This is a genomic window from Paracoccus caeni, from assembly GCF_016629665.1.
GTDB lineage: Bacteria > Pseudomonadota > Alphaproteobacteria > Rhodobacterales > Rhodobacteraceae > Paracoccus > Paracoccus caeni.
In genome coordinates this window covers 925,604-951,742 of record NZ_JAEPRQ010000001.1, presented here as the reverse complement: position 1 = coordinate 951,742, position 26,139 = coordinate 925,604, and the positions used below count along the sequence as shown (strand labels likewise).

Below are 26,139 nucleotides of genomic sequence, written 5' to 3'. Positions count from 1 at the left end.
TCGTTCACCTGAGATTGACCCTCAGCGCGGCGGCTGCGGCGAATGGTATCAATGCAACCACGCCAGCCGTAATGCCCGCAAGAAAGACCAATGGCGTAGTTGGATCACCGCTTGCGACGGCGCGGCGGATCAGTTCGGTGCCGAAAATGAGCGTGGGGATATAAAGCGGCAAGACCAGCAGCGACAGCAGCAGACCGCCCCGGCGAAGCCCCACGGTAATTGCAGCACCGAATGCGCCCAGCATGGACAGTGCCGGCGTCCCAATGAGAAGCGAGATAACCAGCCACGGCATCGCCTCTGCGGGCAGGTGCAGCAGCAACCCGAAAAGAGGCGCGGCGGCGATCAGCGGCAGGCCAGTGGTGATCCAATGCGCCAGCGCCTTAATCGCGACGGTTCCCTCCAGCGGCAACGGTGCGGTGGCAAGCAGGTCGAGGCTGCCATCCTCATGATCCAGCGCGAAGATGCGGTCGAGAGAGAGAAGGCAGGCCAAAAGGGCACCAAGCCACAGGATGCCTGGTGCAATCGGGCGCAGGGCTGAGGTGTCGGCTCCGACGCCAAAGGGGACCAGCGTGCAGAGGATGAGAAAGAAGGCGACGCCAAGGCCAAAGCCACCGCCCGCGCGGGTGGCAAGGCGCAGGTCGCGGGTCAGCAGGGCGAGCATGATGACACTCGCGGCTGAAGGAAGCGACTTCGCCCGGAATCAAGGTGCCGAAGGTACCGCCGGGCAGTGCACAGCCGCCCCCCGGCTGGGCACTTCGGTGAGATCGCGCTCCACAGAGATGTTCGACGGGATTGCACCATAAAGCGCGAAGAACGACTGCTGCCGGTGCCCAACCGCGGCTGTGTGCTGCCCTCTGCAATGATCGGCGACCGCCGTAGGGTGCGTGCTCGCACGCACCATGCCCGACCGATGCCCCGCGCTGCGCCCGTCATCCGAACGCCTCGTTGAATCCGGCAGGCTTTTCCGCCCTGCCCGGCCTCGCGCGATAGGGCGTCAGGTCCAGTTCACGTGCCCCCTCAAGCCCCAGATCGATATGCGTCGCCATCAGCGCGGCCCCTCCCCCGGCCAGATGCCCACGCAAGACCGCACCGAATCGCGCCACCGAGGCGGCGTCCAGCGACACCGTCGGCTCATCCAGCACCCAGAGGGGTCGGCCCGTCACCAGCAGCCGCGCCAGACCAGTCCGCCGTTTCTGCCCGGCCGACAAAGACGCCGCCGGACGATCCGCCAAAGCCTCAAGATCCATCGCCGCCAGCGCCGCGCCGACCTCGCCGCCAAAGATTTGCGCCCAAAAGCGCAGGTTCTCGGCCACGGTCAAAGCGCCTTTCAACCCGTCGGCATGGGCGGCATAGGCCACGGCATCCTCGGCCATCTCGATCAGCCCGGCGGTCGCGGGCTGCAACCCGGCGATCGTCCGCAGCAAGGTGGTCTTGCCGACACCGTTCGGGCCGCGCAGGATCAGCGCTTCGCCCGCATTCAAGGTAAAGGAAACACCCTCGACCGCCCGCAGACCCCCGCGCGACACGGCAAGGTCATGGACGGCAAGCAGGCTCACAGCGGCAGAAGCGCGCAGGCGACGCGACGCCCTTCGGACAGGGTAACGTTATAGATCCGCGCAGCAGTGGGCGATGCCATCACCTCGACCATGACCCCCACCTGACGCAGCGCGGCAACCAGATCGGCGGGAGCGTGGGCGATTTCAGCGCCCATGCCCAGAAACAGCACGTCCACCTGCCCCTGCAAGTCCAGCAACGGCTGATGATCGGCAAGGCCGCCCCATTCGGCGACACCGCCCGATTGCACAACAACCGGGCCGTGGATCGCCTTGCCCCCGACACGAAAGAAGCCCGGCCCGTAGCCATCGACGGGCAAAGCGCCCTCGAAATCGGTCGGGCGCATCGCCATCAGGGCGCCTCGGCACCCGAGAAGGGCGAAGCGGTGTCCTTCGGATCCTTCTTCGTCCAGTCGCGCTTCACGCCCAGCCACAGAACGATGTTCTTGGCGACATAGATCGTGGAATAGCAGCCGACGACCACGCCCCACAGCATCGCGATGACAAATTCCCGGACCACATCGCCGCCAAAGATCAGCATCGCAGTCAACGCGATCCCGGTGGTCACGGCGGTCATAACGGTCCGCGAAAGCGTCTCGTTACAGGTCAGGTTCATGATGTCGATCAGCGGCATCTTTTTGTATTTGATCAGGTTCTCGCGACAGCGGTCGAACACGACGACCGTATCGTTGACCGAAAAGCCCAGCGTCGTCAGCAGCGCCGCAATGGTCGTCAGGTCGAACCGCATCTGGAACAGCGCGAAAAGACCCACCGTCAGCAACACGTCATGGATCAGCGCGACCACCGCCCCGATGGCGAACTGCCATTCGAAGCGCAGCCAGATATAGGCCATGATACCCAGCGTCGCAGCCGCAACAGCGTAGAACGCCGTCATCACCAGCTCGGACGACACTTTCGGACCGACCGACTCGACCGAAGCGAAGCGGATCTCGGGATCGACCTGTTTCAGCGCAGCCTCGATCTGGTTCAACTGTTCGGGCGTGACCGAGCCGGTCTCGTCGCTGGTGCCGATCCGAATCATCGCGACATGGCGATCTGCGCCGAAACTGGGGTCGAAAACCTCGGTGATCGAGGCATCGCCATAGTTCAGTGTCGTCAGCGCCTCACGGTAATCCGAGACTTCGAACGCGGTCGGGCTTTCGGTGCGGATCGAGGTGCCACCCTTGAAGTCGATACCGAAGTTCAACCCCATGATCAGCACCAGCAGCACCGAGGCGACCATGGCCGCAGCGGACAGACCGAAGGTCAGCCATTGCCAACGGAAGAAGTTGAAATGGGTGACGTCGGGGACGAGTTTCAGACGAAATGCCATAGGTCTTGTCCCCTTACAGGATCAGTTCTTTGGGTTTGCGCAGCTCGATCCACCAGACGATCATCAGACGCGTCAGGAAGATCGCGGTGAAGACCGAGGTGACCAGACCGATGGTCAGCGTGACGGCGAAGCCCTTGACCGGGCCGGAGCCGAGGAAGAACATCACCGCAGCCGCGATGAACGAGGTGACGTTGGCGTCGATGATCGCGCTCATCGCTTCGTTGAAGCCGTCGCTGATCGCGCGCACCACCTTTTTGCCTCGTCGCAATTCCTCGCGGATGCGTTCGTAGATGATGACGTTGGCATCCACCGCGGTCCCGACCGTCAGCACGATCCCGGCGATGCCGGGCATGGTCAGTGTCGCCCCCATCATGCCCATGAAGGACAGGATCAGGATGACGTTGATGATGACCGAAATCGAGGCGAACACCCCGAACAGGCCGTAGCTTGCCACCATATAGGCCACGACCGCAGCGGTCGCGATGATGGTCGAAAGGCTGCCCGCGTCGATGCTGTCCTGCCCCAGTTCCGGGCCGATCGTCCGTTCCTCAAGGAAGTTCAGCTCTGCCGGAAGCGCGCCTGCGCGTAGCTGCACGGCCAGACGGTTTGCTTGTGCATATTCCATCTTACCGGAAATCTGACCCGAACCGCCGGTGATCGCCTGTCGGATCGTCGGCGCGGAAACCACCTCGTTATCCAGAACAATGGCAAAGGGTTGGCCGACATTGGCAGAGGTGTACTCACCAAATTTGCGCGCACCTGAAGGGTTGAAGCGGAAATCCACGGCTGGCAGGCCGTTCTGATCGGTCGCGGGCATAGCATCGGTCAGTTCTTCGCCGGAAACGACGGGATTGGATTCGACGATATAGTAAAGGCCGGGTTCATCCTGCGAAGGCAGAATTTCCTGCCCGACGCTGACCGCCTGATCGGGATCGCGCGTCGGCCCGACAACCGAGTTGAAGCTCAGTTTCGCGGTGGTCCCGATCAGACCCTTCAGCTCCTCTGCCGAGCCGATACCCGGCACCTGGATCAGAATTCGGTCCTGACCTTCCTGCATGATAGTCGGTTCGCGCGTGCCAACCTCATCGACGCGGCGGCGGATGATCTCCAGCGCCTGCAGAACGGTGCGCTGATCGGTCGCGGTCTTTTCGGCATCGGAAAGCTGAACGGTGATCTGATTGCCATCTGCCTGGATCGCAAGGCTTTGCTGCCCCGCGCCGGTCAGGGACGTCACCGGGTTGGAATAGCCGCGCACGATCTCGACCGCCTGGGGAATCGCCCCGGCATTCTCGATCTCAAGCTTCAGGATGCCTTCAGGCGCGGGCAAACGGCGCACGGCGCCGATCGTTTCGCGCTGATCCGACATCGCCCGGCGGATTTCCGGCCAAAGCGAATCCATCCGCGCCTTGTAAACCTGCTCGACCTGAACTTCGCCAAGAAGATGGGCACCACCACGCAGATCCAGCCCCAGATTGACAAGCCTGTTGGGCAGCCAGTTTGGCCATCCATCACGCGCCGCGATCAGTTCGGGCGTCTCTACCCCGGTCTGTTCGATGGTCTTTACCGCATCGTTGTGCTGCTCGACCCGCTCGTAAAAAAGATTGGGCGCAGCCATGGCCAGACCCAGCAGGGTCAACCCGACGATCAGGATGCGCTTCCACCTGTCAATCTGAAGCATATTGGCCTACGCCCTTTATATTATTTGGTCTTTTCGCGTCGGCTTAGCTGTTGGCGGCAACCGGATCGGTCTTCGACAGCACTTGCGAAACGCTGCCACGGGTCAGCCGGACTTTCACGCCCGTCGCGATCTCGACCTCAAGCTCATCGTCGCGGACCGAGGCGACCTTGCCGATGATCCCGCCCTGCGTGACGATCTGATCGCCCTTCTTCAGCGTGGCGACCATTTCGCGGTGCTGCTTCATGCGTTTCTGCTGGGGACGGATCATCAGGAAATACATGATCGCGAAGATCAGGACCAGCGGAATGAACTGGGCGAAAGCGGCGGCACCACCGGATGCACCAGCGGCCTGAGCGTAGGCGGGGGTTGCGAACATGCAAGTTCCTTTCGGCTGTCGGACCGAACCGGCCCCGTGTGAATTGGCGCGCAACCTAGCTTCGGCGAGTGTGCTTGGCAAGAAAGGGCCGACCGCTGCGGGCCATTCGCCGTAAACAGGATCGTGAGCAGGTGCGGCCCATCCGGTCGGCAGGCGTCACCGCCGCTGCCCGAATGGTGCATTCGCGGGGCGGAAAGTCTGCCCGAGGCCGCGTTCAGCGCGCGGCTTTCTCCATCGCAACGGGCTGCGCCCGCTCGACCAGACGGGCGAAGAAGCTGGCACCGATAGGTGCGATCTCATCATTGAAATCATAGGTCGGATTGTGAACGCCCGGCCCTTCGCCCTGCCCCAGAAACAGATAGCAGCCGGGGCGTTCGTTCAGCATATAGCTGAAATCCTCGGCCCCCATTTCGCGACCCGCACCGTCCGAGGCGCGTTCCGCGCCAACGATCTCGCGCGCGACCTCGACCGCAAAACGGGTCTGGTCGGGATCGTTCACGGTCGCGGGATAGCCTTCCTGATAGTCCAGCGTCGCCGAAACCTCATAGGCCATGCCCTCGCCATCACAGATCTGCATCAGCCTGCGCCGAACCAGATCACGCACATGTGGCGCAAAGGTCCGCACGGTGCCGCAGATATAAGCGGTGTCGGGAACGATATTGTCGGCGCTGCCGGTGTGAATCTGCGTGACCGACATTGCCAGATCGTCCAGCGCATAGTGATTGCGGCTGGAAATCGTCTGGATCGCCCCCACAATCGACACCGCCGCGACAATCGGATCAGCGGTCAGATGTGGCATCGCGCCGTGCCCGCCGCGGCCTTTCACATGAATTTCGAACGTATCGACCGCGGCCATGATCGGGCCGGGCGTGGTTTGGAACGTGCCCAGCGGCTGACCGGGGCTGTTATGCATCGCAAAAACCCGGCTGATGTCGAAACGCTGCATGATGCCGTCCTGCACCATCAGATCGCCGCCGCCGCCCGCTTCCTCGGCTGGCTGGAAGATCAGCGCCACCCGGCCCGCGAAATTTCGCGTCTCGGCCAGATACTTGGCCGCGCCAAGCAGCATCGTCGTATGACCGTCATGACCGCAGGCATGCATCCGCCCCGCAATCTTCGAGGCATATGGCAGGCCGGTCGTCTCCTCCATCGGCAGCGCGTCCATATCGGCCCGAAGCCCGATGGTCGGGCCCGGTCCGCGCCCTTGGATCACCGCCACGATTCCGCTTTGGGCGATCCCCTCATGGATCTCCTCGACGCCGAATTCACGCAACTGCCCGGCCACGAAAGCCGCCGTCTGCTGGCATTCAAAGCCAAGCTCGGGATTTTCGTGCAGATGCCGACGCCATGCGATCATGTCTTCGGCAAAATCGGCGATGCGGTTCAGGACGGGCATGTGGACTCGGCTTTCCGGCTGTGGCACTCGAACCATCTGGACCGGGTTTGGGATGATTTGCAATGACTGCGACCGAACAAGACAGCCGCGATGCGGGCGCCGAGATCCTTCGCCTGATCGATATCATGGCGCAATTGCGCGATCCGAAAACGGGTTGCCCCTGGGATATCGAACAGGATTTCGCGACCATTGCCCCCTATACAATAGAAGAGGCCCATGAGGTCGCCGATGCGATCGAACGCAAGGCATGGGGCGAACTTCCGGGCGAACTGGGCGATCTGCTTCTTCAGGTCGTGTTCCATGCCCAGATGGCCGACGAAGCGGGAATGTTCGATTTCGCCGATTGCGCCGCCGCGATCTCGGACAAGCTGATCTTTCGTCATCCGCATGTCTTTGGCGATGAAAGCCGCGACAAATCCGCCGAGCAGCAGGTCAAGGATTGGGAAGCGATCAAGGCGGTCGAGCGCGCGGGCAAGGCCGAACGCGGGACGCTGGACGGGGTCGCAATGGGCCTGCCCGCCCTGACCCGCGCGATAAAGCTGCAAAACCGCGCTGCACGGGTCGGCTTCGACTGGCCGAACGCGACCGAGGTGCTGGGCAAGATCGCCGAGGAAACCGCCGAACTGGTCGAGGCGCGCGACAGCCTTGGTCCCGAGGCGATGGAAGAGGAATTTGGCGATCTTCTTTTCGTCATGGCCAATCTTGCGCGGCACCTGAATATCGACCCCGAGCTTGCCCTGCGTCGTGCGAATGCCAAATTCACCCGCCGGTTCGAGGCGATTGAGACAGCACTCGCCGCCGTCGGTCGCCGACCGGAAGACAGCGATCTGGCCGAGATGGACCAGCTTTGGGACCAAGCCAAGGCGGCGGAAAAAGCAGTCGGCTGAAAGCCTGAGTGTTGGTCGCCAGCCGTTAGATCGGGTTGCGCTGTCTTCGCGCGCATGCACGCAGCATTGTCCTATCGAGTGACCGCCATCAACGCGCTGCCGCCCAACAGGCAGCCGCCGCCCGCATATCCCATGTTTCGCCTTGCCCTGACAGAGCGCAGCCTGTCCGCGATATGCAACGCAAGAAGCGCGTAGGCCACCAGAACCAGCGCGACCACCAGTGTCGAACTGCCCATGAGGATCAGAAACTGTCGCGCTTGAGGGGCGGAAGGGTCAATGAACTGTGCCAGAAACGCCATGTAGAACATGATTGCTTTAGGGTTCAGAACACCCGTCAGGAACCCGGCACCAAAACTGCGGCGCGCCGAGACCGAGGCGGCCACCGCCGTCTCTGACAAGCTGCGCGCCGCCCGGATCTGGCTGATCCCAAGCCAAGCCAGATAGACGACGCCGATCCACTTGATCGCCAGAAATGCGCTTCCCGAAGCCGCCAAAATCAGGCCCAGCCCCAGATAAGACGCGGTCATCACCACCACGCCTCCTGCCAGATCACCAAGGATGCAGACCATCGCAGCGCCGCGCCCGCGCGACAGCGATTGCCCGATCACCATCATGACGCTTGGTCCCGGTATGATCGAGATGACCAGATAGGCCATCACATATGCGATCCAGTTCTCGAACGGCATCCCGGTTCACCCCCGCGCCCTTCCCGTCTGGATACAAGACCTATCCCAACAATCGGTTAAGATACACGCCGATATAGCTAAAATCGAACCTATCGGCGCCTTCAGGCGGCCAGACGCTGAACCTGTTCCAACGCCGCGTCATAAACCTCGATCCCGCCTTTGGATGCTCCCTCAGACAGCACCCTTTTCCACCCCCTCGCACCGGGTTGGCCATGAAACAGGCCAAGCGTGTGCCGGGTGAACTGATGCAGCCGCCCGCCGCCCGCCAGATGCGCCACGATCAGCGGACGCATTGCCAGCGCAGCTTCGGCAGGCTCATCGAAAGGCGGCGTCTCGCCCCATAGCTGATCCGCAGAGCCCAGAATGTCCCACGGTTGGTGATAGGCCGCACGCCCGACCATCACGCCGTCCATGACCTGAAGATGCTGACGGACCTGATCCATGTCGGCAATGCCGCCATTGATCGACAGATGCATGTCGGGGAAAGCCGCCTTCATGCTGTGAACAAGCGGATAGTCCAGCGGAGGAATGTCGCGATTCTCACGCGGGCTAAGGCCCTGCAGCCAAGCCTTGCGCGCGTGAATGCTGATCCGGCGGATACCTGCACCCTGCATCGCGCTGATGAACTGTGGAAGAGTTTCAATAGGTTCCTGATCGTCCACACCGATCCGGCATTTGACAGTGACCTCGACCGGGCTGACCGCCATCATCGCTGAGACACAGTCAGCAACCAGCGCCGGATCCTTCATCAGGACGGCGCCGAAACATCCCGACTGCACCCGATCACTTGGGCAACCGACATTCAGATTGATCTCGTCATAACCCCAATCCGCCGCAATCCGCGTCGCCTCGCGCAACTCGGCAGGATCGGAGCCGCCAAGTTGCAGCGCCAAGGGATGCTCGGCCGCATCATAGTCCAGCAACCGCGACCGATCGCCATGAATGATCGCGGGCGCGGTGACCATCTCGGTATAAAGCAGCGCCCGCCGCGACAGCAGGCGGTGAAACACGCGGCAGTTGCGGTCGGTCCAGTCCATCATCGGCGCGCAGCTTAGCAGGGCTGCGCGCTGGATATTCCGACTGTGATCCGTCACCTGATACAGCGCCACTCTGCCCGTTCCTGCGTTGAAAGCCCGCAAAAAATCGGGCCGGGCAAAACTAATGCCCCAAAGCGCGCGATTCAAGACAGCGCCCGCGCCGATCCGACGACCGGCACGAGCGCCGCCGAAGTCAGTTCCCAGTCAGCTTTGCGGCAAGCTGTCGACTGCTCCAGTCGTTCAGTGCAGCAGACGCCGCCTCATTCCGGGCCGAAACCCAGGCAGCCTCCCCGCCCAGCCGCGCGTCAATCCGCTCCATCAGCGAGCGCGACGGACTGTCGCCCGTTGCCGCCGCAAGCGATGCCAAACGCCACGCCAGCGCATAGCTGCGCGGCACCGAAGTGCCCTTGTCATACGCCATCGCCGCTTCGCGCAACGCGACGACCGAGGCAAAACTATCCTCCTCAATTTCCGAATCTGCCGGGGTCTGAGCGTCAAGAAGATCGGCAACCGACAAACGCGCCTCGGCCCGGTCAAGCGCTGCAACTGCGCCCTCTGCTCCGGTCGCCGCTGCCTTCAGCGCAAAGCCATAGGCGGCGGCAGGGTCGTCATCGGCATGAAGATCCGCAAGGATCAATGCGACCGCGCCGTCATCCTCATGCGGCGTCAAAAGCTGCAAGGCGCGTTCGGTATTCTGCGGGACGCCGTTGCCTGTCGCGAAGGCCAGACCAAGCGCCCGCGCATCACTATCATCGGAGGGATCGGCGATCAGCGCCACGGGCGGCGTCGGCGCGGCATTGGTGAAGGCTGGCTTCAGGGCCGCTGCCGCATCCTCGGGCGTGGTCCAGTCTGTCGTGGCGAAGGCCAAAGGTTCTGCCGGACGAAGCTCTGCCGTCACGGTGCCGGGCGCTGCGATAAACGCCTGAAGGCTATCCACAAACCCCTGTTGCACCTCGTTCAACGCAGTGCCGGGCGGGGCTGTCACCAGCGATGCCATCCCCTCGGGCGTGGCGTATTCGGGCGGCAGTATGACGTTCATCCGCTGATAGAGTCCCAAGTCGGTGACGCTCAGATGCGCAGATCGCAAGGTGCCGCGTAGGCCAGTCGTCGGTTCCGAGGGGCTGGCCTGTTCAGGCATGGCACCCGGATCAGCCCAGGGATCGCCATAGGGGTCGTAACTGTTGCCACCCGACATCATCATCCGCACCAGTTCGGGCGAATACATTGCGATATAGTCGAAATCGGCCGAGCCTTCGATGCGGGCCATGCCAGGGCTATGCGCCTCGATATCGATGGTCGCGGCCCCCGAGCCGGCGGACTGGCGGATATCCATCGTCAGAGTCGCGATCGGGATCGCATCGCTGCCGGTGAACACGCCGATCATCGCAGCATTCGGCCCGAAGCAATTGTTCTGGATCAGCAAATCGCTGATATCCAACCGCGACTGCATCTCTTCGGAAGGCAGCAGCGACAGGCCAGACACCTGCAATTTACCAAGCGAAATCTTACACTCGGAATACTCTCCGACACCAGCAATCTTCAGATCGCGTAACACGATCTCGCCTCGGGCACTGTTCGATTCGAGGGAAGCGTAACGAACATCCGCCACCATCCGCCCGTATGAGACAACGCTGCGCAACACCCCCGCAACGATGCTGGTCAGTGACCAGGGGCTTTCCGACGCGGTTGTCTGGGCGACGGCTGCAGGAGCCAGCGGAAGCGTCAGGGCGACGCCAAGGGTGGTGGTCAAGGCCGTGGCGCGCGCGATGCGCGTAAAAGGTCTGGGCATAATAGTCTCCGGGCAGAGGTCGGTCAAAATCATCGGTGAGAAGCGGAGACGAGTGTAGGGCCGCGGCTGACGAATACCAGCCCGGTTGTCACCATTCGCAAATCAAATCAGGTCAGTGAACCGCAGCGGGTTGAGCCAGTGGTAAGATAAATTCCACGCCCGGCAGCACTGCAATCTCTGCCACATCGGCGCGATAGTTGGCAGTCATCTGATCGATCAATTCCTGCGTCCAGCCGGGCAGATCGATTTCCTGATCAAGCGCATTCGGAGCGGCATGACCCGCCAGCATCTCAGCCGAAATTTCGCGTCGTTGCGCGATGGTGATCTGGTCGCGAGCCGCCATTTCCTGCTTCAAACGCGACTTACCCTCATCCGTCAGCAACTCTCGCAGATAGCTGAGCCCGTCGTTGATCGGGGCGTCCGACGGAAGCCCGGAAATTGTGCGCACGATCTCTGGCCAGATCATAGGTGCGTCTTCGTGACACCAGACCACCACGCGCCGCCCCTGCACCGCTGCGACCAGCCGCTGAATCGCCTCACGCCAGCGCAGATCCAGCGGATGACGCCCCTGCATCAGCACCGGCAGGCCACCGCCGGAGAAGATTTTTAGAACGTCGGGGATCAGGGTCGCAGGGTTGCGGATCGCCAGAAACAGCTCTGTCCGGCTGTCAGGGAAAAGATTGGCAATGGCTGATGCCCGGGTGCCGATTTGCGTGTAGAGCCCTGCATGGCTGACCGCCCGGCCCGGAGCGCCCATGAACCGCTGCGAAGAAAAGATGACCCGCTCAGGCGACTCGGTTTGCAGGACCGCGTCGTGCATGATCTGAACCATCTCGGGTGTCGCCCGCCCGCCCTTCAGCGACATCAGCGCCTCTTCGAACAAACCGCGATGCCGGTTCGGCGTCACCACTTCGGTCTTGTACCGCATCAGCGTTTCGCGGTTGTTGAGCAGGGTTTTCAGCAACCTGTCATCATCCGTCGCATGTACGCCAAGGTGAAAAACTGTCTGCATCTGGCGCGCCTTGTTCATGATCCGAGCGGTCTGGTCCCGGTTGTGGAGATTAGCCGCCATCCTCTGACAGTAAAACCGCTTACGGCGCATTTTAATGATCCAAACGCCACCTGTGCTGGCTTGCGTCACGACCGGGCGGCGTGATAGACCACGCCCGCTGCCCTCATAGCTCAGCTGGTAGAGCATCTGATTTGTAATCAGGGGGTCGGGAGTTCGAGTCTCTCTGGGGGCACCATTTTTTCGCTTTTTGGCAGGTACTTACCCTGACTATCGCTGTTGTGCCGTTCCTTTACGGTCCAATGACGCGCTGACTTCGCTGCGAAGGCAGGAAGCACCAAACCAGCCCTCGAAACGCAGGCTCAAGAGCCGCGCCGGAAGCATTCTGCGGAATTTGTCCCTATCCCGCGCAATATTTCGAATTCGCTCTGTCCAAAGGGTAAGCCTCATCCGAAATCTTGCCGCTTGACTGAAATCATAAGCGGGTGGACGCTTAAATAAAGCGAAGACGGGAAACCCTAGGCGATCGTATAATTTTCCCGTCGCCTCATACTCTGAAAAACCAAAGTGCCGGACGTGTTTTCTTATTTCACCGTGGAGATTGGTAATGAAATTCGACACTTCCACTCAAAAATCGATCAACGAACTTATCGCCGAATTTCGAAAGGAGAATACCGGCGCCCCAGATGAAGCGATAACCGATTCGGACGCTGCCGTCAGGTATATCGCGGCTCATGCGAGCGCCGGTCAGTCGGTGGCCTGGATTGAAAGGTTTCTGGCGGCACAGGGGGGCTCAACCACCCGCTTCAGAAAAGGCAGTCTGGTGCTATTGCTCGCCGGTCTGCTATTCGCTTCGGTGATCATGTATGGAATATTCGCCGAGGTAGGCTTTCTGGATACGCTTAAAAATGATAGCACCGCGAGAGGTCTGATAACCTTTCTATTCTCGTTAACGACCATATCCCTGATCCTTATTGCCGGAATTGCGACGTTCTGGGTGAACCTTGATGAAATAGAGATCCGTACGACAGCCGCGAAGGATATGATCGCGATATTGATCGGGATCATGGGAACAATCATCGGGTTTTATTTCGGAAGCAGCACAATTGAGCCAACCCCTGATACAGGCTCTCCGCCCGCTGTGACGGCTCCGCCGGTCGATGCCGAAGATGGTCAATAAAAGCCCGTCCTTCGGCTGCACCAGTATCGACCACTGAAGGAAAAACCTTGTCGGGTCGCTTACGCCAACGCTGCGCCGAAACACGACGTTGGCGAAACGCTTCTAAAAGACACCTACCACATACAACACTATGATTACGACCACGGGCACCCCCAGCCACCATGCAACAAGGCCTTTCATCGCTCGATCTCCTTCGCTGTTTCTGCGTGTAATTATACAAGGCCAACGTGGCTGTTGCGGCGCGGTTCCCTTTCTCAAATAGCGCCGATCAACATGCGCCGCTTCTATCCGGCGCGTGGATCGGTATAGCTTGGCCTCTCAGGATAGGGCGGCAGAAGGGCGGCAGATGATCCACGACGCGATGGCCCGACTGGTCGAGGCCGTGCTGAAAACCCGCGCGAAATGGGGCGGCAAGGCGTTGCTGCGCGAACGGCTTGGCCTTGGGGCGCAGCCGCTACCTGCCGATATCTGGGTCCATGGTGCCTCGGTCGGTGAACTGAAATCGGCGCGGCGGGTCATTGAGGCGCTTGCCGAAGATTGCAGCCTTCTGATCACCTCTAATACCGAAACCGCCCGCGACATGGTTGCCGGATGGGGACTGAACGCCCGTATCGCGCCGCTGGATTTGCCGAAGGCGCTTGAGGGGTTCCTTGATGCGGTGCAGCCGCGTTTGCAGGTGACGGTCGAGGGTGAATATTGGCCTCTCAGATCGCGGGAACTGGCGCGGCGCGCGATTCCACAAGCGATGATCGGGGCGCGGATGTCGCGGAAATCGGCGGCGAACTGGGCCAGATTGCCCCGTATCATCCGACCAATGTTGCAGCGCATCGCGGCGCTTTCGGCACAGGATTCGGCCAGCGAGAAACGTCTGCTTTCCCTTGGCCTGCCGCCATCGGCAGCGCTTCCCCGGCTGGATCTGAAGCTGCTCGGGCCATCCGAGATCACGCCGCCACCCGACGGTCCGGCGCGCGATGTGACCGTGCTGGCCGCTTCGACCCATGAGGGCGAAGAGGCTACCATTCTGGACACTTTCCTTGCCGCGCAAGCGACCTATCCCCTGATGCGGCTGATCCTTGCGATCCGTCACCCGGACCGGGGGGACGAGGTGGCGGCGATCATCGCAAAACGGGGTGTTCCGGTGCTGCGCCGTTCGCGCGGCGACGATCTGACGGGGCCCATTCTGCTGGCGGATACCTTGGGCGAGATGGATCGCTGGTATGCCGAGGCCGGTATCTGCATTGTCGGCGGTTCGCTTACCGATCGCGGCGGCCATACGCCGTGGGAGCCCGCCGCCTATCGCTGCGCGCTGCTGCACGGTCCGCATGTCAGCACTTATACCGACAGCTATGCCGCCCTGATCGATGCGGGCGCGGCACGGCAGATCGATGCCGATACGCTGGCGGGCACGCTTTCGGAACTGGTCGGCGCCCCGCAGATCGCGCGCGACATGGGCAAGGCGGCGCGGCAGGTGCTGGACAGCCGGGCGGGCGATCCGGCGGCTTTGGTCGCGCAGTTACGTGGACTTGCGCGTGGAAATGCCTGATACGATATAAAGATCATGGAACAGAAGGTAACCGCATGATCCGCTACGATTTGCGCTGCAAGAAAGGCCATGATTTCGACGGCTGGTTCCGGTCGTCGGACGCGTTCGACACGATGCTGTCGGCGGGTCAGGTCACTTGCGCGCTTTGTGGTTCACCCGATGTGCAGAAAACCCTGATGGCGCCCTCGGTGCCTGCCAAATCTCGCTCCAAGGATGACAAGCACGCCTTGTCCACGCCGCAGAATGCCGCCGAAGCCGCGCTGGAGCAGTTACGCCAGCAGGTCGAGGCAAATTCGGACTATGTCGGGATGAAGTTCGTCGATGAGGCCCGCGCCATGCATGAAGGCCGCAGTCCCTCGCGCGCCATCCACGGCGAGGCACGCCCGGACGAGGCACGCAAGCTGATCGAGGAAGGCGTTCCCGTCGCCCCCCTGCCCTTCATCCCGCGCCAGAAGGCGAATTAATGAATGTCCTGATTACCGGAACGTCGCGCGGCATCGGGGCCGCATTGGCCGACGCCTATCGTGCAGGCGGTGCCCATGTCCTTGCAGCCGCCAGACATCCAACAGGCGATCAGGTCGCGTTTGACGTTCAGTCCGAGGCTGATTTCGAGGCGCTGGCGAAGCGGCTGTCTGGCATGTCTCTGGACCTCTTGGTTTGCAATGCCGGAATCTACAACGACAAGAGCTTGTCCATCGACGCGCTTGAGCCGCAGATCTGGGCCGAGGCTTTCGCGGTGAATGTGACCGGCGCGTTCCTGACCGTGCGCGCCTGCCTTCCGGCGCTGCGGCGCGGGGCCGGGAAAATCGCGCTGATCAGTTCGGCAATGGGGTCGGATGCTCGCGCGCCGGGCGGCTCTTATGTCTATCGGGCCAGCAAGGCGGCGCTGCTCAATCTTGGTCGAAATCTGGCGACGGACCTTGATCTTCCGGTCGGCATCTACCACCCCGGATGGGTTCAGACACAGATGGGCGGCGCGGGAGCCCAGATCACCGTGGCGCAATCGGTCGAAGGGCTGCTGAACCGCTTCGAGGCGCTGGATGCCGCAAGCAGCGGGCAGTTCCTGAACTATGACGGAACGCCAATTCCGTTCTGACCACCCGCTATTAGCTGCCCATAGGTAAATCTGCGCATCGCCTCTTGCGGTTTCGCCAGCCCACCCATAAAAGCCGCGCCGATGAACAACGCTCTGGCTGGAGGCCCACGATGCCGCTTCTGGTGATGAAATTCGGTGGGACTTCGGTTGCCGATCTGGACCGCATCCGCAACGCTGCACAAAAGGTGCAGCGCGAGGTGGATCGCGGTTACGACGTCATTGTCATTGTCAGCGCCATGTCGGGCAAGACCAATGAGTTGGTCGGCTGGGTCGAGCAGACCTCGCCCCTGTTCGATGCGCGCGAATATGATGCCGTCGTCAGTTCCGGCGAGAATGTCACTGCCGGTCTTATGGCCCTGACCCTGCAGGAAATGGGTGTGCCCGCGCGAAGCTGGCAGGGCTGGCAGGTGCCGATCAACACGACCGCAGCCCATTCCTCGGCGCGTTTCGTGGACATTCCGCGCGCCAATCTGGACCAGAAATTCGCCGAGGGTTTCAAGGTCGCCGTGGTCGCGGGCTTTCAGGGCATCGCCCCCGATCACCGGATCACGACGCTGGGCCGTGGCGGCTCGGACACCACCGCCGTCGCCTTCGCCGCCGCCTTCGAGGCAGAGCGTTGCGATATCTATACCGATGTCGATGGCATCTACACGACCGATCCCCGCATCGCCTCGAAAGCGCGCAAGCTGCAAAAGATCGCGTTCGAGGAAATGCTGGAACTGGCCAGTCTGGGGGCGAAGGTCTTGCAGACGCGCTCGGTCGAACTGGCAATGCGCTACAAGGTCCGCCTGCGCGTGCTATCCTCGTTCGAGGATACGGATGAAACCTCCGGCACGCTGGTCTGCGATGAGGATGAAATCATGGAATCGAAAGTCGTCAACGGCGTCGCCTATTCCCGCGACGAGGCCAAGATCACGCTGGTGACGGTCGAGGACCGCCCCGGCATTTCCGCCGCAATCTTCGCGCCTCTGGCCGATGCGGGTGTGAATGTGGACATGATCGTCCAGAACATCTCGGAAAAAGATTACGACGATCACCCCGGTTCGGTGACCGACATGACCTTCTCGGTCCCGATCAATCAGGTCGAGCGGGCGAAGAAAGCCATGGAAGAGGCGCGCGCCGCAGGCTCGATCGCCTATGACGAACTGGTCGTCGATACCGAGGTCGCCAAAGTCAGCGTCGTCGGCATCGGCATGCGCAGCCATACCGGCGTTGCGGCGATGATGTTCAAGGCGCTGGCTGATGAAAACATCAACATCAAGGTGATCGCGACCAGCGAAATCAAGATTTCGGTGCTGATCGACCGGAAGTATATGGAACTGGCCGTGCAGGCGCTGCATGATGCCTTTGGCCTCGAAACGGCCTGACAGCACAGCCCCTAGCGGCGCAAGGCCCAAGCGGCCATCGCGAAAAATCGGAGGCGGACTTACGCGATGCAAGACCGCAAAGACAGCGACTCACGCAAGCTGCTGAAGCGGCTGAAAGATATTCTGGCCGCCGCTGGCGGCGGTCAGGACCGGCTGGACCAGATCACCCATAACATCGCCGATTCGATGGGCACGCAGGTCTGTTCGATCTACCTGTTCCGCGATCCCGAAACGCTGGAACTCAGCGCGACCGAAGGTCTGCGCGCCGCCGCCGTTCACCAGACCCGTCTGCGTCTGGGCGAAGGTCTGGTCGGTCGCGTCGCCAAAACCGGGCGCTACATCAACACCGCCAACGCCCCCGCAGAACCCGGCTTCCGCTTCATGCCGGAAACCGGCGAAGAGGTCTTCCCCGCCTTCCTTGGCGTGCCGATCCAGCGCGTCGGCGAAAAGCTGGGCGTGCTGGTGGTGCAGTCCCGCGACTCGCGCGAGTTCAGCGAGGACGAGCTTTACGGGCTGGAAGTCGTCGCCATGGTGCTGGCCGAAATGACCGAGCTTGGCGCATTTCAGGGCAGCCAAAGCGACAGCCTGCCGCTGGCCCACCGTTTCCCGCTGATGATCCGGGGCGCAACCGCGCAGGAAGGCGCGGCCGAGGGGCAGGTATGGCTGCACGAGGCCCGCGTGGTCATCGCGAACCCTGTCGGCGACGATCCCGACCGCGAATTGCAGCGCCTTCACGAGGGGATCGAGCGGCTGCGCAGCACCGTCGATTCCATGGTCTCTGCCGCCGATGCCGTTGGCGATGGCGAGCATATGGCGGTTCTGGAAACCTACCGGATGTTCGCCCATTCGCGCAGTTGGCTGAAGCGGATGGAAGAGGATATCCAGCTTGGCCTTTCCGCAGAAGCGGCGGTCGAAAAGGAACAATCGGCGGCGCGGGCGCGGCTGGAAATGGCAGCCGATCCCTATCTGCGCGACCGGCTGCACGATCTTGACGATCTCTCGAACCGGCTTCTTCGGATCCTGACCGGACAGGGCACCGATACCGGGGCCGAGATGCCGGCCAATCCGATCCTTGTCGCGCGGAATATCGGCCCTGCCGAATTGCTGGAATATGGCCGCAAGCTGAAGGGCGTGGTGCTTGAGGAAGGCTCGGTCGGCAGTCACGCGGCGATTGTGGCCCGGGCTTTGGCGATCCCGCTGGTCATCCACGCCAATCGCATCACCACCGAGGCGCTGAACGGCGACGCGATCCTTGTCGATGGCGATCAGGGCATCGTCCATCTGCGCCCCGAGGAATCCGTCGCCATCGCTTTCCGCGACAAGATCGCCATGCAGGCCGAGGCGCAGAACCGCTATGCCAGCCTTCGCACCCTGCCCGCGACCGGCCTTTGCGGCACCAGCATTCATTTGTATATGAATGCCGGTCTGATGGCCGATCTGCCTTCGCTGGAAGGTTCCGGTGCGGAAGGCGTCGGCCTGTTCCGGACCGAGTTGCAGTTCCTGATCCGCAACCATGTCCCCCGCCGGGCCGAATTGGCGGCGCTTTATGCGCGCGTCATGGACAATGCCAAGGGCAAGCCGGTGATGTTCCGCACGCTGGACATCGGCTCGGACAAGGTGCTGCCCTATATGAAGCCGCAGGACGAGCCGAACCCGGCGATGGGCTGGCGGGCGATCCGCGTGGGTCTGGACAAGCGCGGCGTGCTGCGGATGCAGGTGCAGGCGCTGATCCGCGCCTCGGTCGGGCGCCCCCTGCATGTGATGTTCCCGTTCATTGCCGACATCACCGAATATGAGGAGGCCTATCGCATCCTGATGCAGGAATTGTCGCGCGAACAACGGCTGGGCCATGATATGCCAAGCGACATCCGCGTGGGCGCGATGCTGGAAACCCCGGCGTTGGCCTTTGCACCGAAGAAATTCTTCGAGATGTGCGATTTCGTCTCGATCGGCGGTAATGACCTGAAACAGTTCTTCTTCGCCGCCGACCGCGAGAATGAACGGGTGCGCCGTCGCTATGACACGCTCAGCGCCTCTTTCCTGCTGATGCTGCGCCAGATTGTTGACCGTTGCGCCGACGCGCATGTGCCGCTGTCCTTCTGCGGCGAAGATGCGGGCCGACCGATTGAAGCGCTGACTCTTGCCGCTTTGGGCATTCACCGCTTGTCGATGCGGCCTGCCTCGATCGGTCCGGTCAAGCATTTGATTCGGCAAGTTTCCTTGCAGGATCTACAGTCGGTGATCTATGAGGCCTTGGATGCCGGTATGCCCAATCTGAGGCGTCCGGTGACGGAATGGCTGGCACGGAACCAGCGATAAGGCCACGAACAGGCAAGATTCGGCCAAAGTTTGACGTAACGCATGACGAAACCAAACAATTGCGGCGTGCGTCTTGACCCTGTGCGCCTTGCTGACACATAGCGGGCCACCTATGATGAAACGGTTTTAGGGCTAGCAACAGCTGATATGAAGCGTCGTCAATTCCTCAACGCTGCCACCGCAATCGCTGCGGGTGGCGCATTCACCGCTACTCAGGTGCAAGCCCAGTCCGAGGACCAGGCCGATTCCGAGTCCGCGAATAGTCAGCCCGACGACGCGCCCGAACCGGCACCGACCGTCTTCGGCTTCGAAGAGGTCGCGGCCCTTGCCGCCGAACGCTCGACCCGCGTTTACACGCAGCCGGTGGCCGAGCAGGTCGGCAGCTTCTCTGATCTCAGCTATGACCGCTATCGCGGCATCCGCTTCAAGCGCGACGCCAACCCGCTGGGCGACAGCAGCAAGTTCGCCATGGATTTGCTGCCGCCGGGCGCGATCTTCTATGAGCCGGTCAAGATCAATCTTGTCCGCGACGGCATTCCGCAAGAGCTGAAATTCGATCCGAACCTGCTGGAGTTCGACCAGTCGCAATTCCCCGATGGGGTAGATCTGGAAACCGTGGGCGATATGGGCTGGTCCGGCTTCCGGCTGCGAACCGTGCTGAACCGCCCCGGCGTCATGGACGAATTTCTGGTCTTTCAGGGCGCGACCTATTTCCGCGCCGTCGCGCGTGGCACGCTTTACGGCCTTTCGGCGCGCGGCATGGCGATCAAGACCGGTAGCCCGGACGGCGAGGAGTTCCCGCTTTTCACCGATTTCTGGATTCACCAGCCCTCGGAAACCTCGGAATGGGTGCGTATCCACGCCATTCTGGACAGCAAATCGACAACTGCCGCCTTCCAGTTCGACGTCAATCCGGGCGCCGTCACGATGATCCGCGTCCGCACCGCCATCTTCCCGCGCGTCGATCTGCAAAATACCGGCATCGCGCCGCTGACCTCGATGTTCTGGTTCAACCCGGCCAGCCGTCGGCAGGTGGACGACTATCGCCCCGCCGTCCATGACAGCGACGGGTTGCAGATGCATACCGGCGGCGATCTGGCGCTGTGGCGGACACTGGGCGCATCGAAGAACCTGCAAATCTCGTCCTTCGTGGACAAGAACCCGATCGGGTTCGGTCTGGTGCAACGCCACCGCGAATTCATCGACTATCAGGATGCCGAGGCTCGCTATCACTTACGCCCCTCGGCGTGGATTCAGCCGGAAGGCGATTGGGGCGAAGGCGAGGTTCGTCTGATCGAGATCCCGGTCGAGAATGAATTCAACGACAACATCGTCAGCTACTGGCTGCCGAAAGAGCCGCTGGCGCGCGGCACCCGTCACGAATTCCGCTATCGGCTCAGTTTCCTGACCCTGCCGCCGAATGACCTGCCCTTAGCCAAGGTTCGCGACGTGCGGTCAGGCCGGACCGTCAATGTCGAGACGACGCGGACCTTTATCGTCGATTTTGACCGGGCGCTGTTCACCGGCGATCTGCCACAGTCGAAGGTGACAACCTCGTCTGGCAATATCGTCCATGCCTATCTGAAACCGCTGCCGGAACAGGATGTGCTGCGCCTTGGTTTCGAGTTCGAGCCGGGAGATGCGACGATGGCCGATCTTCAGGCCGTTCTGACCAACAGCGAAGGCGTGCCGCTGAGCGAAACCTGGCTGGCGCGCTGGACCGCATGACCGTGCCCCTGCAACAGGACCACGCCGAAGCCCCCGCGATAGAGGCGCCGACGCCACCGGAAGCGCCGCTTGAAATGCTGCCGCAGGATTTCGGGAAACGCCCTGTAATGCATGCGCGCCTGCCCCGGAACGGCATCCGCGTCTGGCTGGCCCGGCTGATCGCCTTTGGCGGTGCCGCGGCAATCGCCGGGATCGGCTTGCAACAGATGCTGCTGACCTTTGGCGAGACACCGACGCCGATGCAGTGGGCGTTGCTGGCGCTGTTCGTGCCGACCTTTGGCTGGGTGGGCTTTTCGTTCTGTTCGGTCCTTGCGGGACTGTTCGCACCAAATCTGACCACGCCCGATGGTCCGAATGATGCCCGCATCGTGGTGATCATGCCGGTCTATCACGAAGATCCGACGGAAAGCATCGGCCTGCTATCCGCCTTGGCGCAGGATATCGGCCGCGCCGGAATCGCCGACCGGACCGAATTTTTCGTCCTCTCTGACAGCCGCGACCCAGCCATGGCGGTCAATGAGACATTGGCGGTTGCAGCGGCGAGAGAGACCTCTCCGGTGCCGATCTGGTATCGCAGGCGTGTCACCAACGAGGACCGCAAATCCGGCAATGTGGCCGAATTCGTGCGTCGTTGGGGTGGCCGCTATGACCAGATGGTGGTGCTGGATGCAGACAGCGTGATCACCGCCGAGACGGTGAAGGCGATGTCGGCGCGGATGAACGGCGATCCTGACATGGGCCTGATCCAGACCATGCCGATCCTGATCGGCGGCGAGACGATCTTCGCCCGCCTGACCCAGTTTGCAGGCCGCGTCTATGGCCCGATGATTGCCCGCGCGGTGTCGGCATGGTCGGGCAATACCGGCAATTACTGGGGCCACAATGCGATGATCCGCATGCAGGCTTTCGCCGAATCCTGCGGCCTGCCCCGCCTGCCCGGCAAGCCTCCGTTTGGCGGCACCATCCTCAGCCACGATTTCGTCGAGGCCGCCGCCATGTGCCGCGCCGGATGGAAGGTGCGGCTGGATCACGATCTGCGCGGCAGCTACGAAGGCAGCCCGCCGACGCTTCTGGACATGGCCGCCCGCGAACGCCGCTGGGCGCAGGGCAATCTGCAGCATTCCCGCCTGATGGGGATGCGCGGCCTGCGCGGCATCAGCCTTGCGCATTTCATCATCGGCATTCTTGGCTTTCTGATGAGCCCGATCTGGCTGGCGCTGCTGCTGGTGGGTCTGGTCCTGTCGGCCACGGTGCTGCTGTCCACGCCCGAATATTTCCCGAACGCCTATCAGCTTTTCCCCGACTGGCCGGTCTTTGACGCCCGCCGCATGCTGTGGCTGTTCGTTGCCGCGATGAGCCTGCTGCTGATCCCGAAACTGATCGCCACCTTCCGCGCATGGATGCGCCCGCTGGCGCGCAATTCGGGCGGCCCGGTTCGCATCTTCGCCAGCGCCATGTTCGAAAACCTGCTTTCGGCGCTGATCGCCCCGGTGCAGATGCTGATCCAGACCCGGCAGATTTACGAAATCCTCAGCGGCCATGACAGCGGCTGGCAGGCACAGGTGCGCGCCGGCTCTATGCCCGACTGGTCTGTGGTGATCCGCCGCCACTGGATCCACGTCCTGCTGGGCATCGGCACGCTGATCGTGCTGGCCCGCTTTTCGCCCGGTCAGTTGATCTGGCTGTCACCGATCCTCGCCGGGCTGATCCTGTCGCCCTTCACCTCTCGGCTGTCGGCCAGCCCGGTCTTTGGCCGCTGGGCGCGGATGCGCGGCCTGCTGGTCACACCCGAGGAACGCGATCCTCCTGCGCTCCTCAGCGCCGCCAATGCCGCCGGACGCGCCCTGCCCCGGCCACTGGCCGGTGCGCAGGCGATCCTGCAACTTGGCCGCAATCCCGACCTTCTGGCCCGGCATCTGCGGATGCTTCCCGACCGCACCGATTTGCCGGTCGGTCAGCGCCTTCCGCAGATCACCGCCGATGCCAAGATCGCCAATGCCTCCACTCAGTCAGAAGCCTTGTCCTTTTTGAACCGGGAAGAAACTGACGCGTTGGTGTCCAACCCTGCCTTGCTGCAGAAGTGGAGCGCCCTACCCGCATGAAGCGATTGATTGCCCTCGATATGCTGCGCGGCTACGCGTTGGTCTGCATCATGGTGGACCATATGCCATTGTCCCCGCTGCGGAATTTCACGCTGGCCAATTTCTCGGTCTTCGATGCTGCGGAATTGTTCGTGCTGCTTTCGGGCTTTCTTGTCGGCATGGTCTGGTTGAGCGTCGAGAAGAAACAGGGCCGCGTCGCCGCGCAAAAACGCTTTGCCTGGCGCGCGTTCGAGGTCTGGCGCGCGCTGATCATCGGCGGCTTCGCCATGGCGCTTTTGTCGGCCTGGCTGCGCTATATCGGGTTGGAGCATACCGCCGTCTGGTTCCAATACGCCATCTGGGTGCTTGAAAACCCGTTCGGCTATCTCGGCACGCTGGCGACGATGTGGCTGCAACCGAACCTGCTGGATGTGCTGGCGCTTTACGTGATCCTGATCGCCTCGGCGCCGCTGCTGGTGCCGGTTCTGCAACGCTGGCCGTTCGCATTCGCGGCCGGTTCGCTTGTGCTGTGGTGGTTCGCGATCGATCTGAACGTGCAGGTTCCGAACCACCGGGCCAGCGGCGGTCTGCTGTTCAACCCGTTCGGCTGGCAGTTGCTGTTCTATTCCGGCGTCGCGATGGGCCTGTTCCGGCACCGCTTCATGCCGGTGCTGCTCAGTTATCGCCGCATCGTCACCATCGTCGCTGCGGGCTTTTTCCTGTTCGGCTGCTCGATCCTGATCGCCCTGCAATTCGGCGAGGATGCGCTGCCGGTGCGCAATGCGCTGAAGGTGATCTATGGCGGCTCCATCGACAAATGGAACATGGATTTCACCCGCTATCTGGCGATCATGGGCGCGACCTGGCTGGTCGCCGTCCCCTTCGCCAGCGTGATGGAGAAGATCGCCGCAACGCGCGGCGGCGTCGCCCTGCAAGAGATTGGCAAGGGCGGGCTTTGGTCCTTCATAATGTGCGTGTTGTTGTCGGTGGTGGGCGATGCTTTCCAGATGAACCCCGGCGATCAGCCGCTATGGCGTTTGCTGACCGTCGATGCCTGGGCCATTCTGACGCTGTGGTGGCTGTCGGTCATCTGGCTGGCCTACGGCGCGCCGTGGAAGAAGGCCCGGCAGGATCGCAAGGCCGCAGCCGGGATGCCGCAAAAGCCTTGACCTGAGGTTATCCGGCGGGATCGGGCGGCGGCGCAGATTTCAGCGGATCAACCCGCCATGTCTCGTGCTGCCCCGACCTGACGATATGGACCGCCCCCTGCTCCAATGGCAATTCGCCGATCTGTGCGACCGACCGGCCCATCGCGACAAGACGCATCATTCTGAGCGTGATCCCATGGGTGACGATCACCGCTGGTCCCTGTAATTCGTCCAGAAATGACCTGACCCGCGCCTCAAGCCCGGCGAAATGTTCGCCATTCGGCGCGCGGTCATACCAGGCCCAGTGATCCCCGGCGAAGGTTTCGGGATGGCGGGTCCGCAGATCGTCGAAACGATGGCCCGAGAAGTCGCCGACATCGATCTCGACCAGTCGCGGATCGGTGCGGTAATCGCTGCCCGCAAAAACCAGATCAGCGGTCGCCATCGCGCGCCCCTGCGGGCTGGCCCAACGCTGCCCTTCGACCGGCGCGACAAGCGGGGCAAGCGCAGCGGCCTGTGTCTTGCCAAGTTCGGTCAGCGCGGAATCGAGCCGCCCCTGCATTCGCTGCTCTGCATTCCAGAGGGTCTGTCCATGTCGCATCAGGTAGAGGTCGGGATAGGTCATCGGCAAGTGCTCATCCATCGGATCGAATCGAAAAAGGCCGCCCCGATGGAGCGGCCTTTTCTGGTTGATAGCAAGGTGCGTGCCAAGCACGCACCCTACGGGATCACTTGATGATCTTCGACACCACGCCGGCGCCGACGGTGCGGCCGCCTTCGCGGATTGCGAAGCGCAGTTTCTCTTCCATCGCGATCGGAGCGATCAGTTCGACTTCGAACTTCAGGTTGTCGCCCGGCATCACCATTTCAGTGCCTTCCGGCAGCTTCACGGTCCCGGTCACGTCCGTCGTGCGGAAGTAGAACTGCGGACGGTAGTTCGCGAAGAACGGCGTGTGACGGCCACCTTCCTCTTTGGTGAGGATATAGGCTTCTGCTTCGAACTGGGTGTGCGGCGTCACCGATTTCGGCTTGGCCAGAACCTGACCACGCTCGACGCCGTCACGGTCGATGCCGCGCAGCAGAACGCCGACGTTGTCGCCAGCCTCTCCGCGGTCCAGCAACTTGCGGAACATTTCCACGCCGGTGCAGGTGGTTTTCTTGGTGTCGCGGATGCCCACGATCTCCAGTTCGTCACCCACGTTGACGGCGCCACGCTCGATCCGGCCGGTCACAACCGTGCCGCGGCCCGAGATCGAGAACACGTCTTCGATCGGCAGCAGGAACGGCTGGTCCACGGCGCGCTCGGGCGTCGGGATGTATTCGTCGACAGCAGCGATCAGCGCGCGGATCGAATCCTCGCCGATGGCGGCATCGCGGCCTTCCAGAGCAGCCAGAGCCGAGCCTTTGATGATCGGAATGTCATCGCCCGGATAGTCGTAGGACGACAGCAGCTCGCGCACTTCCATCTCGACCAGTTCCAGCAGCTCTTCGTCATCCACCTGATCGACCTTGTTCAGGTAAACGACCATGAAGGGAATGCCGACCTGACGGCCCAGCAGAATGTGCTCGCGCGTTTGCGGCATCGGGCCGTCGGCAGCGTTCACCACCAGAATGGCGCCGTCCATCTGTGCCGCGCCGGTGATCATGTTCTTCACATAGTCAGCGTGGCCGGGGCAGTCGACGTGAGCGTAGTGACGCGCATCCGACTCGTATTCCACATGCGCGGTCGAGATGGTGATGCCGCGGGCTTTCTCTTCCGGCGCGCCGTCGATCTGGTCATATGCCTTGAATTCACCAAAGTATTTGGTGATCGCCGCCGTCAGCGTCGTCTTGCCGTGGTCAACGTGACCAATCGTCCCGATGTTGACGTGCGGTTTCGTCCGTTCAAATTTTGCCTTTGCCATTGCAAAGCTCCTTTCAATGACGGTGCGTG

General features: G+C 62.0%; 23 protein-coding genes and 1 tRNA gene. 11 read left to right on the top strand and 13 right to left on the bottom strand.

The window, feature by feature from the left end; translation table 11 throughout:
- Positions 1-4 precede the first annotated feature (4 nt).
- From ccmB to JJJ17_RS04500, 7 genes are all read right to left on the bottom strand, one after another.
- Positions 5-661 carry a heme exporter protein CcmB gene (gene ccmB / locus JJJ17_RS04530; RefSeq protein ID WP_200684084.1) on the bottom strand — a complete coding sequence of 219 codons (657 nt, stop codon included), beginning with the start codon at positions 659-661 and terminating at the stop codon, positions 5-7.
- Positions 662-929: 268 nt separating this feature from the next.
- A complete protein-coding gene (ccmA, locus tag JJJ17_RS04525) occupies positions 930-1,556 on the bottom strand; it encodes a heme ABC exporter ATP-binding protein CcmA (RefSeq protein WP_200684083.1) in 627 nt (208 codons plus the stop codon).
- Positions 1,553-1,906, bottom strand: a complete 354-nt coding sequence (locus JJJ17_RS04520) for an Mth938-like domain-containing protein (protein WP_200684082.1) — start codon at positions 1,904-1,906, stop codon at positions 1,553-1,555. Before JJJ17_RS04520 ends, ccmA begins: the two co-directional genes overlap by 4 nt.
- Complete coding sequence (gene secF, locus JJJ17_RS04515) at positions 1,906-2,886, bottom strand: protein translocase subunit SecF (RefSeq protein WP_200684080.1); 981 nt, start codon at positions 2,884-2,886, stop codon at positions 1,906-1,908. Before secF ends, JJJ17_RS04520 begins: the two co-directional genes overlap by 1 nt.
- Positions 2,887-2,899: 13 nt before the next feature.
- Positions 2,900-4,564 carry a protein translocase subunit SecD gene (secD, locus tag JJJ17_RS04510; RefSeq protein ID WP_200684078.1) on the bottom strand — a complete coding sequence of 555 codons (1,665 nt, stop codon included), beginning with the start codon at positions 4,562-4,564 and terminating at the stop codon, positions 2,900-2,902.
- A gap of 43 nt (positions 4,565-4,607) precedes the next feature.
- On the bottom strand, positions 4,608-4,940 hold the full coding sequence (gene yajC / locus JJJ17_RS04505) for a preprotein translocase subunit YajC (protein ID WP_200684076.1): 333 nt from the start codon (positions 4,938-4,940) through the stop codon (positions 4,608-4,610).
- A 214-nt stretch (positions 4,941-5,154) separates the two neighbouring features.
- Complete coding sequence (locus JJJ17_RS04500; protein ID WP_200684074.1) at positions 5,155-6,336, bottom strand: M20 aminoacylase family protein; 1,182 nt, start codon at positions 6,334-6,336, stop codon at positions 5,155-5,157.
- 62 nt (positions 6,337-6,398) lie between these two features.
- Between JJJ17_RS04500 and mazG the strand changes: the two genes are divergently transcribed.
- Positions 6,399-7,223 carry a nucleoside triphosphate pyrophosphohydrolase gene (mazG, locus tag JJJ17_RS04495; protein ID WP_200684072.1) on the top strand — a complete coding sequence of 275 codons (825 nt, stop codon included), beginning with the start codon at positions 6,399-6,401 and terminating at the stop codon, positions 7,221-7,223.
- A gap of 71 nt (positions 7,224-7,294) precedes the next feature.
- Here mazG and JJJ17_RS04490 read toward each other — a convergent pair whose 3' ends face one another.
- The 4 genes from JJJ17_RS04490 to JJJ17_RS04475 form a co-directional block, all read right to left on the bottom strand.
- Positions 7,295-7,909 (bottom strand): LysE family translocator, encoded by a 615-nt coding sequence (locus JJJ17_RS04490; protein WP_200684070.1) that lies wholly within the window; start codon positions 7,907-7,909, stop codon positions 7,295-7,297.
- A 101-nt stretch (positions 7,910-8,010) separates the two neighbouring features.
- The gene (gene dusA, locus JJJ17_RS04485) at positions 8,011-9,003 is read right to left on the bottom strand and encodes a tRNA dihydrouridine(20/20a) synthase DusA (RefSeq protein ID WP_200684808.1); all 993 of its coding nucleotides are present in this window, start codon (positions 9,001-9,003) and stop codon (positions 8,011-8,013) included.
- Between the two features lie 136 nt (positions 9,004-9,139).
- A complete protein-coding gene (locus JJJ17_RS04480; RefSeq protein ID WP_200684068.1) occupies positions 9,140-10,735 on the bottom strand; it encodes a sel1 repeat family protein in 1,596 nt (531 codons plus the stop codon).
- Between the two features lie 112 nt (positions 10,736-10,847).
- A complete protein-coding gene (locus JJJ17_RS04475; RefSeq protein WP_200684066.1) occupies positions 10,848-11,747 on the bottom strand; it encodes a hypothetical protein in 900 nt (299 codons plus the stop codon).
- Positions 11,748-11,906: 159 nt separating this feature from the next.
- On the opposite strand from JJJ17_RS04475, the gene JJJ17_RS04470 reads away from it, so the two are divergent.
- The 10 genes from JJJ17_RS04470 (at position 11,907) to opgC (ending at position 24,227) form a co-directional block, all read left to right on the top strand.
- Positions 11,907-11,982: transfer RNA gene (locus JJJ17_RS04470), tRNA-Thr, on the top strand.
- 369 nt (positions 11,983-12,351) lie between these two features.
- Positions 12,352-12,924, top strand: coding sequence for a hypothetical protein (locus JJJ17_RS04465; protein WP_200684063.1), 573 nt, complete (start codon positions 12,352-12,354; stop codon positions 12,922-12,924).
- Positions 12,925-13,270: 346 nt separating this feature from the next.
- Positions 13,271-14,467, top strand: a complete 1,197-nt coding sequence (locus JJJ17_RS04460; protein WP_200684062.1) for a 3-deoxy-D-manno-octulosonic acid transferase — start codon at positions 13,271-13,273, stop codon at positions 14,465-14,467.
- A 35-nt stretch (positions 14,468-14,502) separates the two neighbouring features.
- Positions 14,503-14,931, top strand: a complete 429-nt coding sequence (locus tag JJJ17_RS04455) for a DUF1178 family protein (protein WP_200684061.1) — start codon at positions 14,503-14,505, stop codon at positions 14,929-14,931.
- The gene (locus JJJ17_RS04450) at positions 14,931-15,563 is read left to right on the top strand and encodes an SDR family NAD(P)-dependent oxidoreductase (RefSeq protein WP_200684060.1); all 633 of its coding nucleotides are present in this window, start codon (positions 14,931-14,933) and stop codon (positions 15,561-15,563) included. The genes JJJ17_RS04455 and JJJ17_RS04450 overlap by 1 nt, the downstream gene beginning before the upstream one ends.
- A 110-nt stretch (positions 15,564-15,673) precedes the next feature.
- Positions 15,674-16,930 (top strand): aspartate kinase, encoded by a 1,257-nt coding sequence (locus tag JJJ17_RS04445; RefSeq protein WP_200684059.1) that lies wholly within the window; start codon positions 15,674-15,676, stop codon positions 16,928-16,930.
- Positions 16,931-16,996: 66 nt separating this feature from the next.
- Entirely contained in the window at positions 16,997-19,249 is a 2,253-nt protein-coding gene (gene ptsP, locus JJJ17_RS04440; RefSeq protein WP_200684058.1) for a phosphoenolpyruvate--protein phosphotransferase, read from the top strand.
- A gap of 147 nt (positions 19,250-19,396) precedes the next feature.
- On the top strand, positions 19,397-20,977 hold the full coding sequence (locus tag JJJ17_RS04435; RefSeq protein ID WP_200684057.1) for a glucan biosynthesis protein: 1,581 nt from the start codon (positions 19,397-19,399) through the stop codon (positions 20,975-20,977).
- Positions 20,974-23,079, top strand: coding sequence for a glucans biosynthesis glucosyltransferase MdoH (gene mdoH / locus JJJ17_RS04430; protein ID WP_200684055.1), 2,106 nt, complete (start codon positions 20,974-20,976; stop codon positions 23,077-23,079). The genes JJJ17_RS04435 and mdoH overlap by 4 nt, the downstream gene beginning before the upstream one ends.
- On the top strand, positions 23,076-24,227 hold the full coding sequence (opgC, locus tag JJJ17_RS04425) for an OpgC domain-containing protein (protein ID WP_200684053.1): 1,152 nt from the start codon (positions 23,076-23,078) through the stop codon (positions 24,225-24,227). Before mdoH ends, opgC begins: the two co-directional genes overlap by 4 nt.
- Positions 24,228-24,234: 7 nt before the next feature.
- On the opposite strand, the gene JJJ17_RS04420 is transcribed toward opgC, so the two are convergent.
- Together JJJ17_RS04420 and tuf are read right to left on the bottom strand one after the other, a co-directional pair.
- Complete coding sequence (locus tag JJJ17_RS04420) at positions 24,235-24,831, bottom strand: histidine phosphatase family protein (protein WP_200684051.1); 597 nt, start codon at positions 24,829-24,831, stop codon at positions 24,235-24,237.
- Between the two features lie 103 nt (positions 24,832-24,934).
- Positions 24,935-26,110, bottom strand: a complete 1,176-nt coding sequence (tuf, locus tag JJJ17_RS04415; protein WP_200683667.1) for an elongation factor Tu — start codon at positions 26,108-26,110, stop codon at positions 24,935-24,937.
- Positions 26,111-26,139 lie beyond the last annotated feature (29 nt).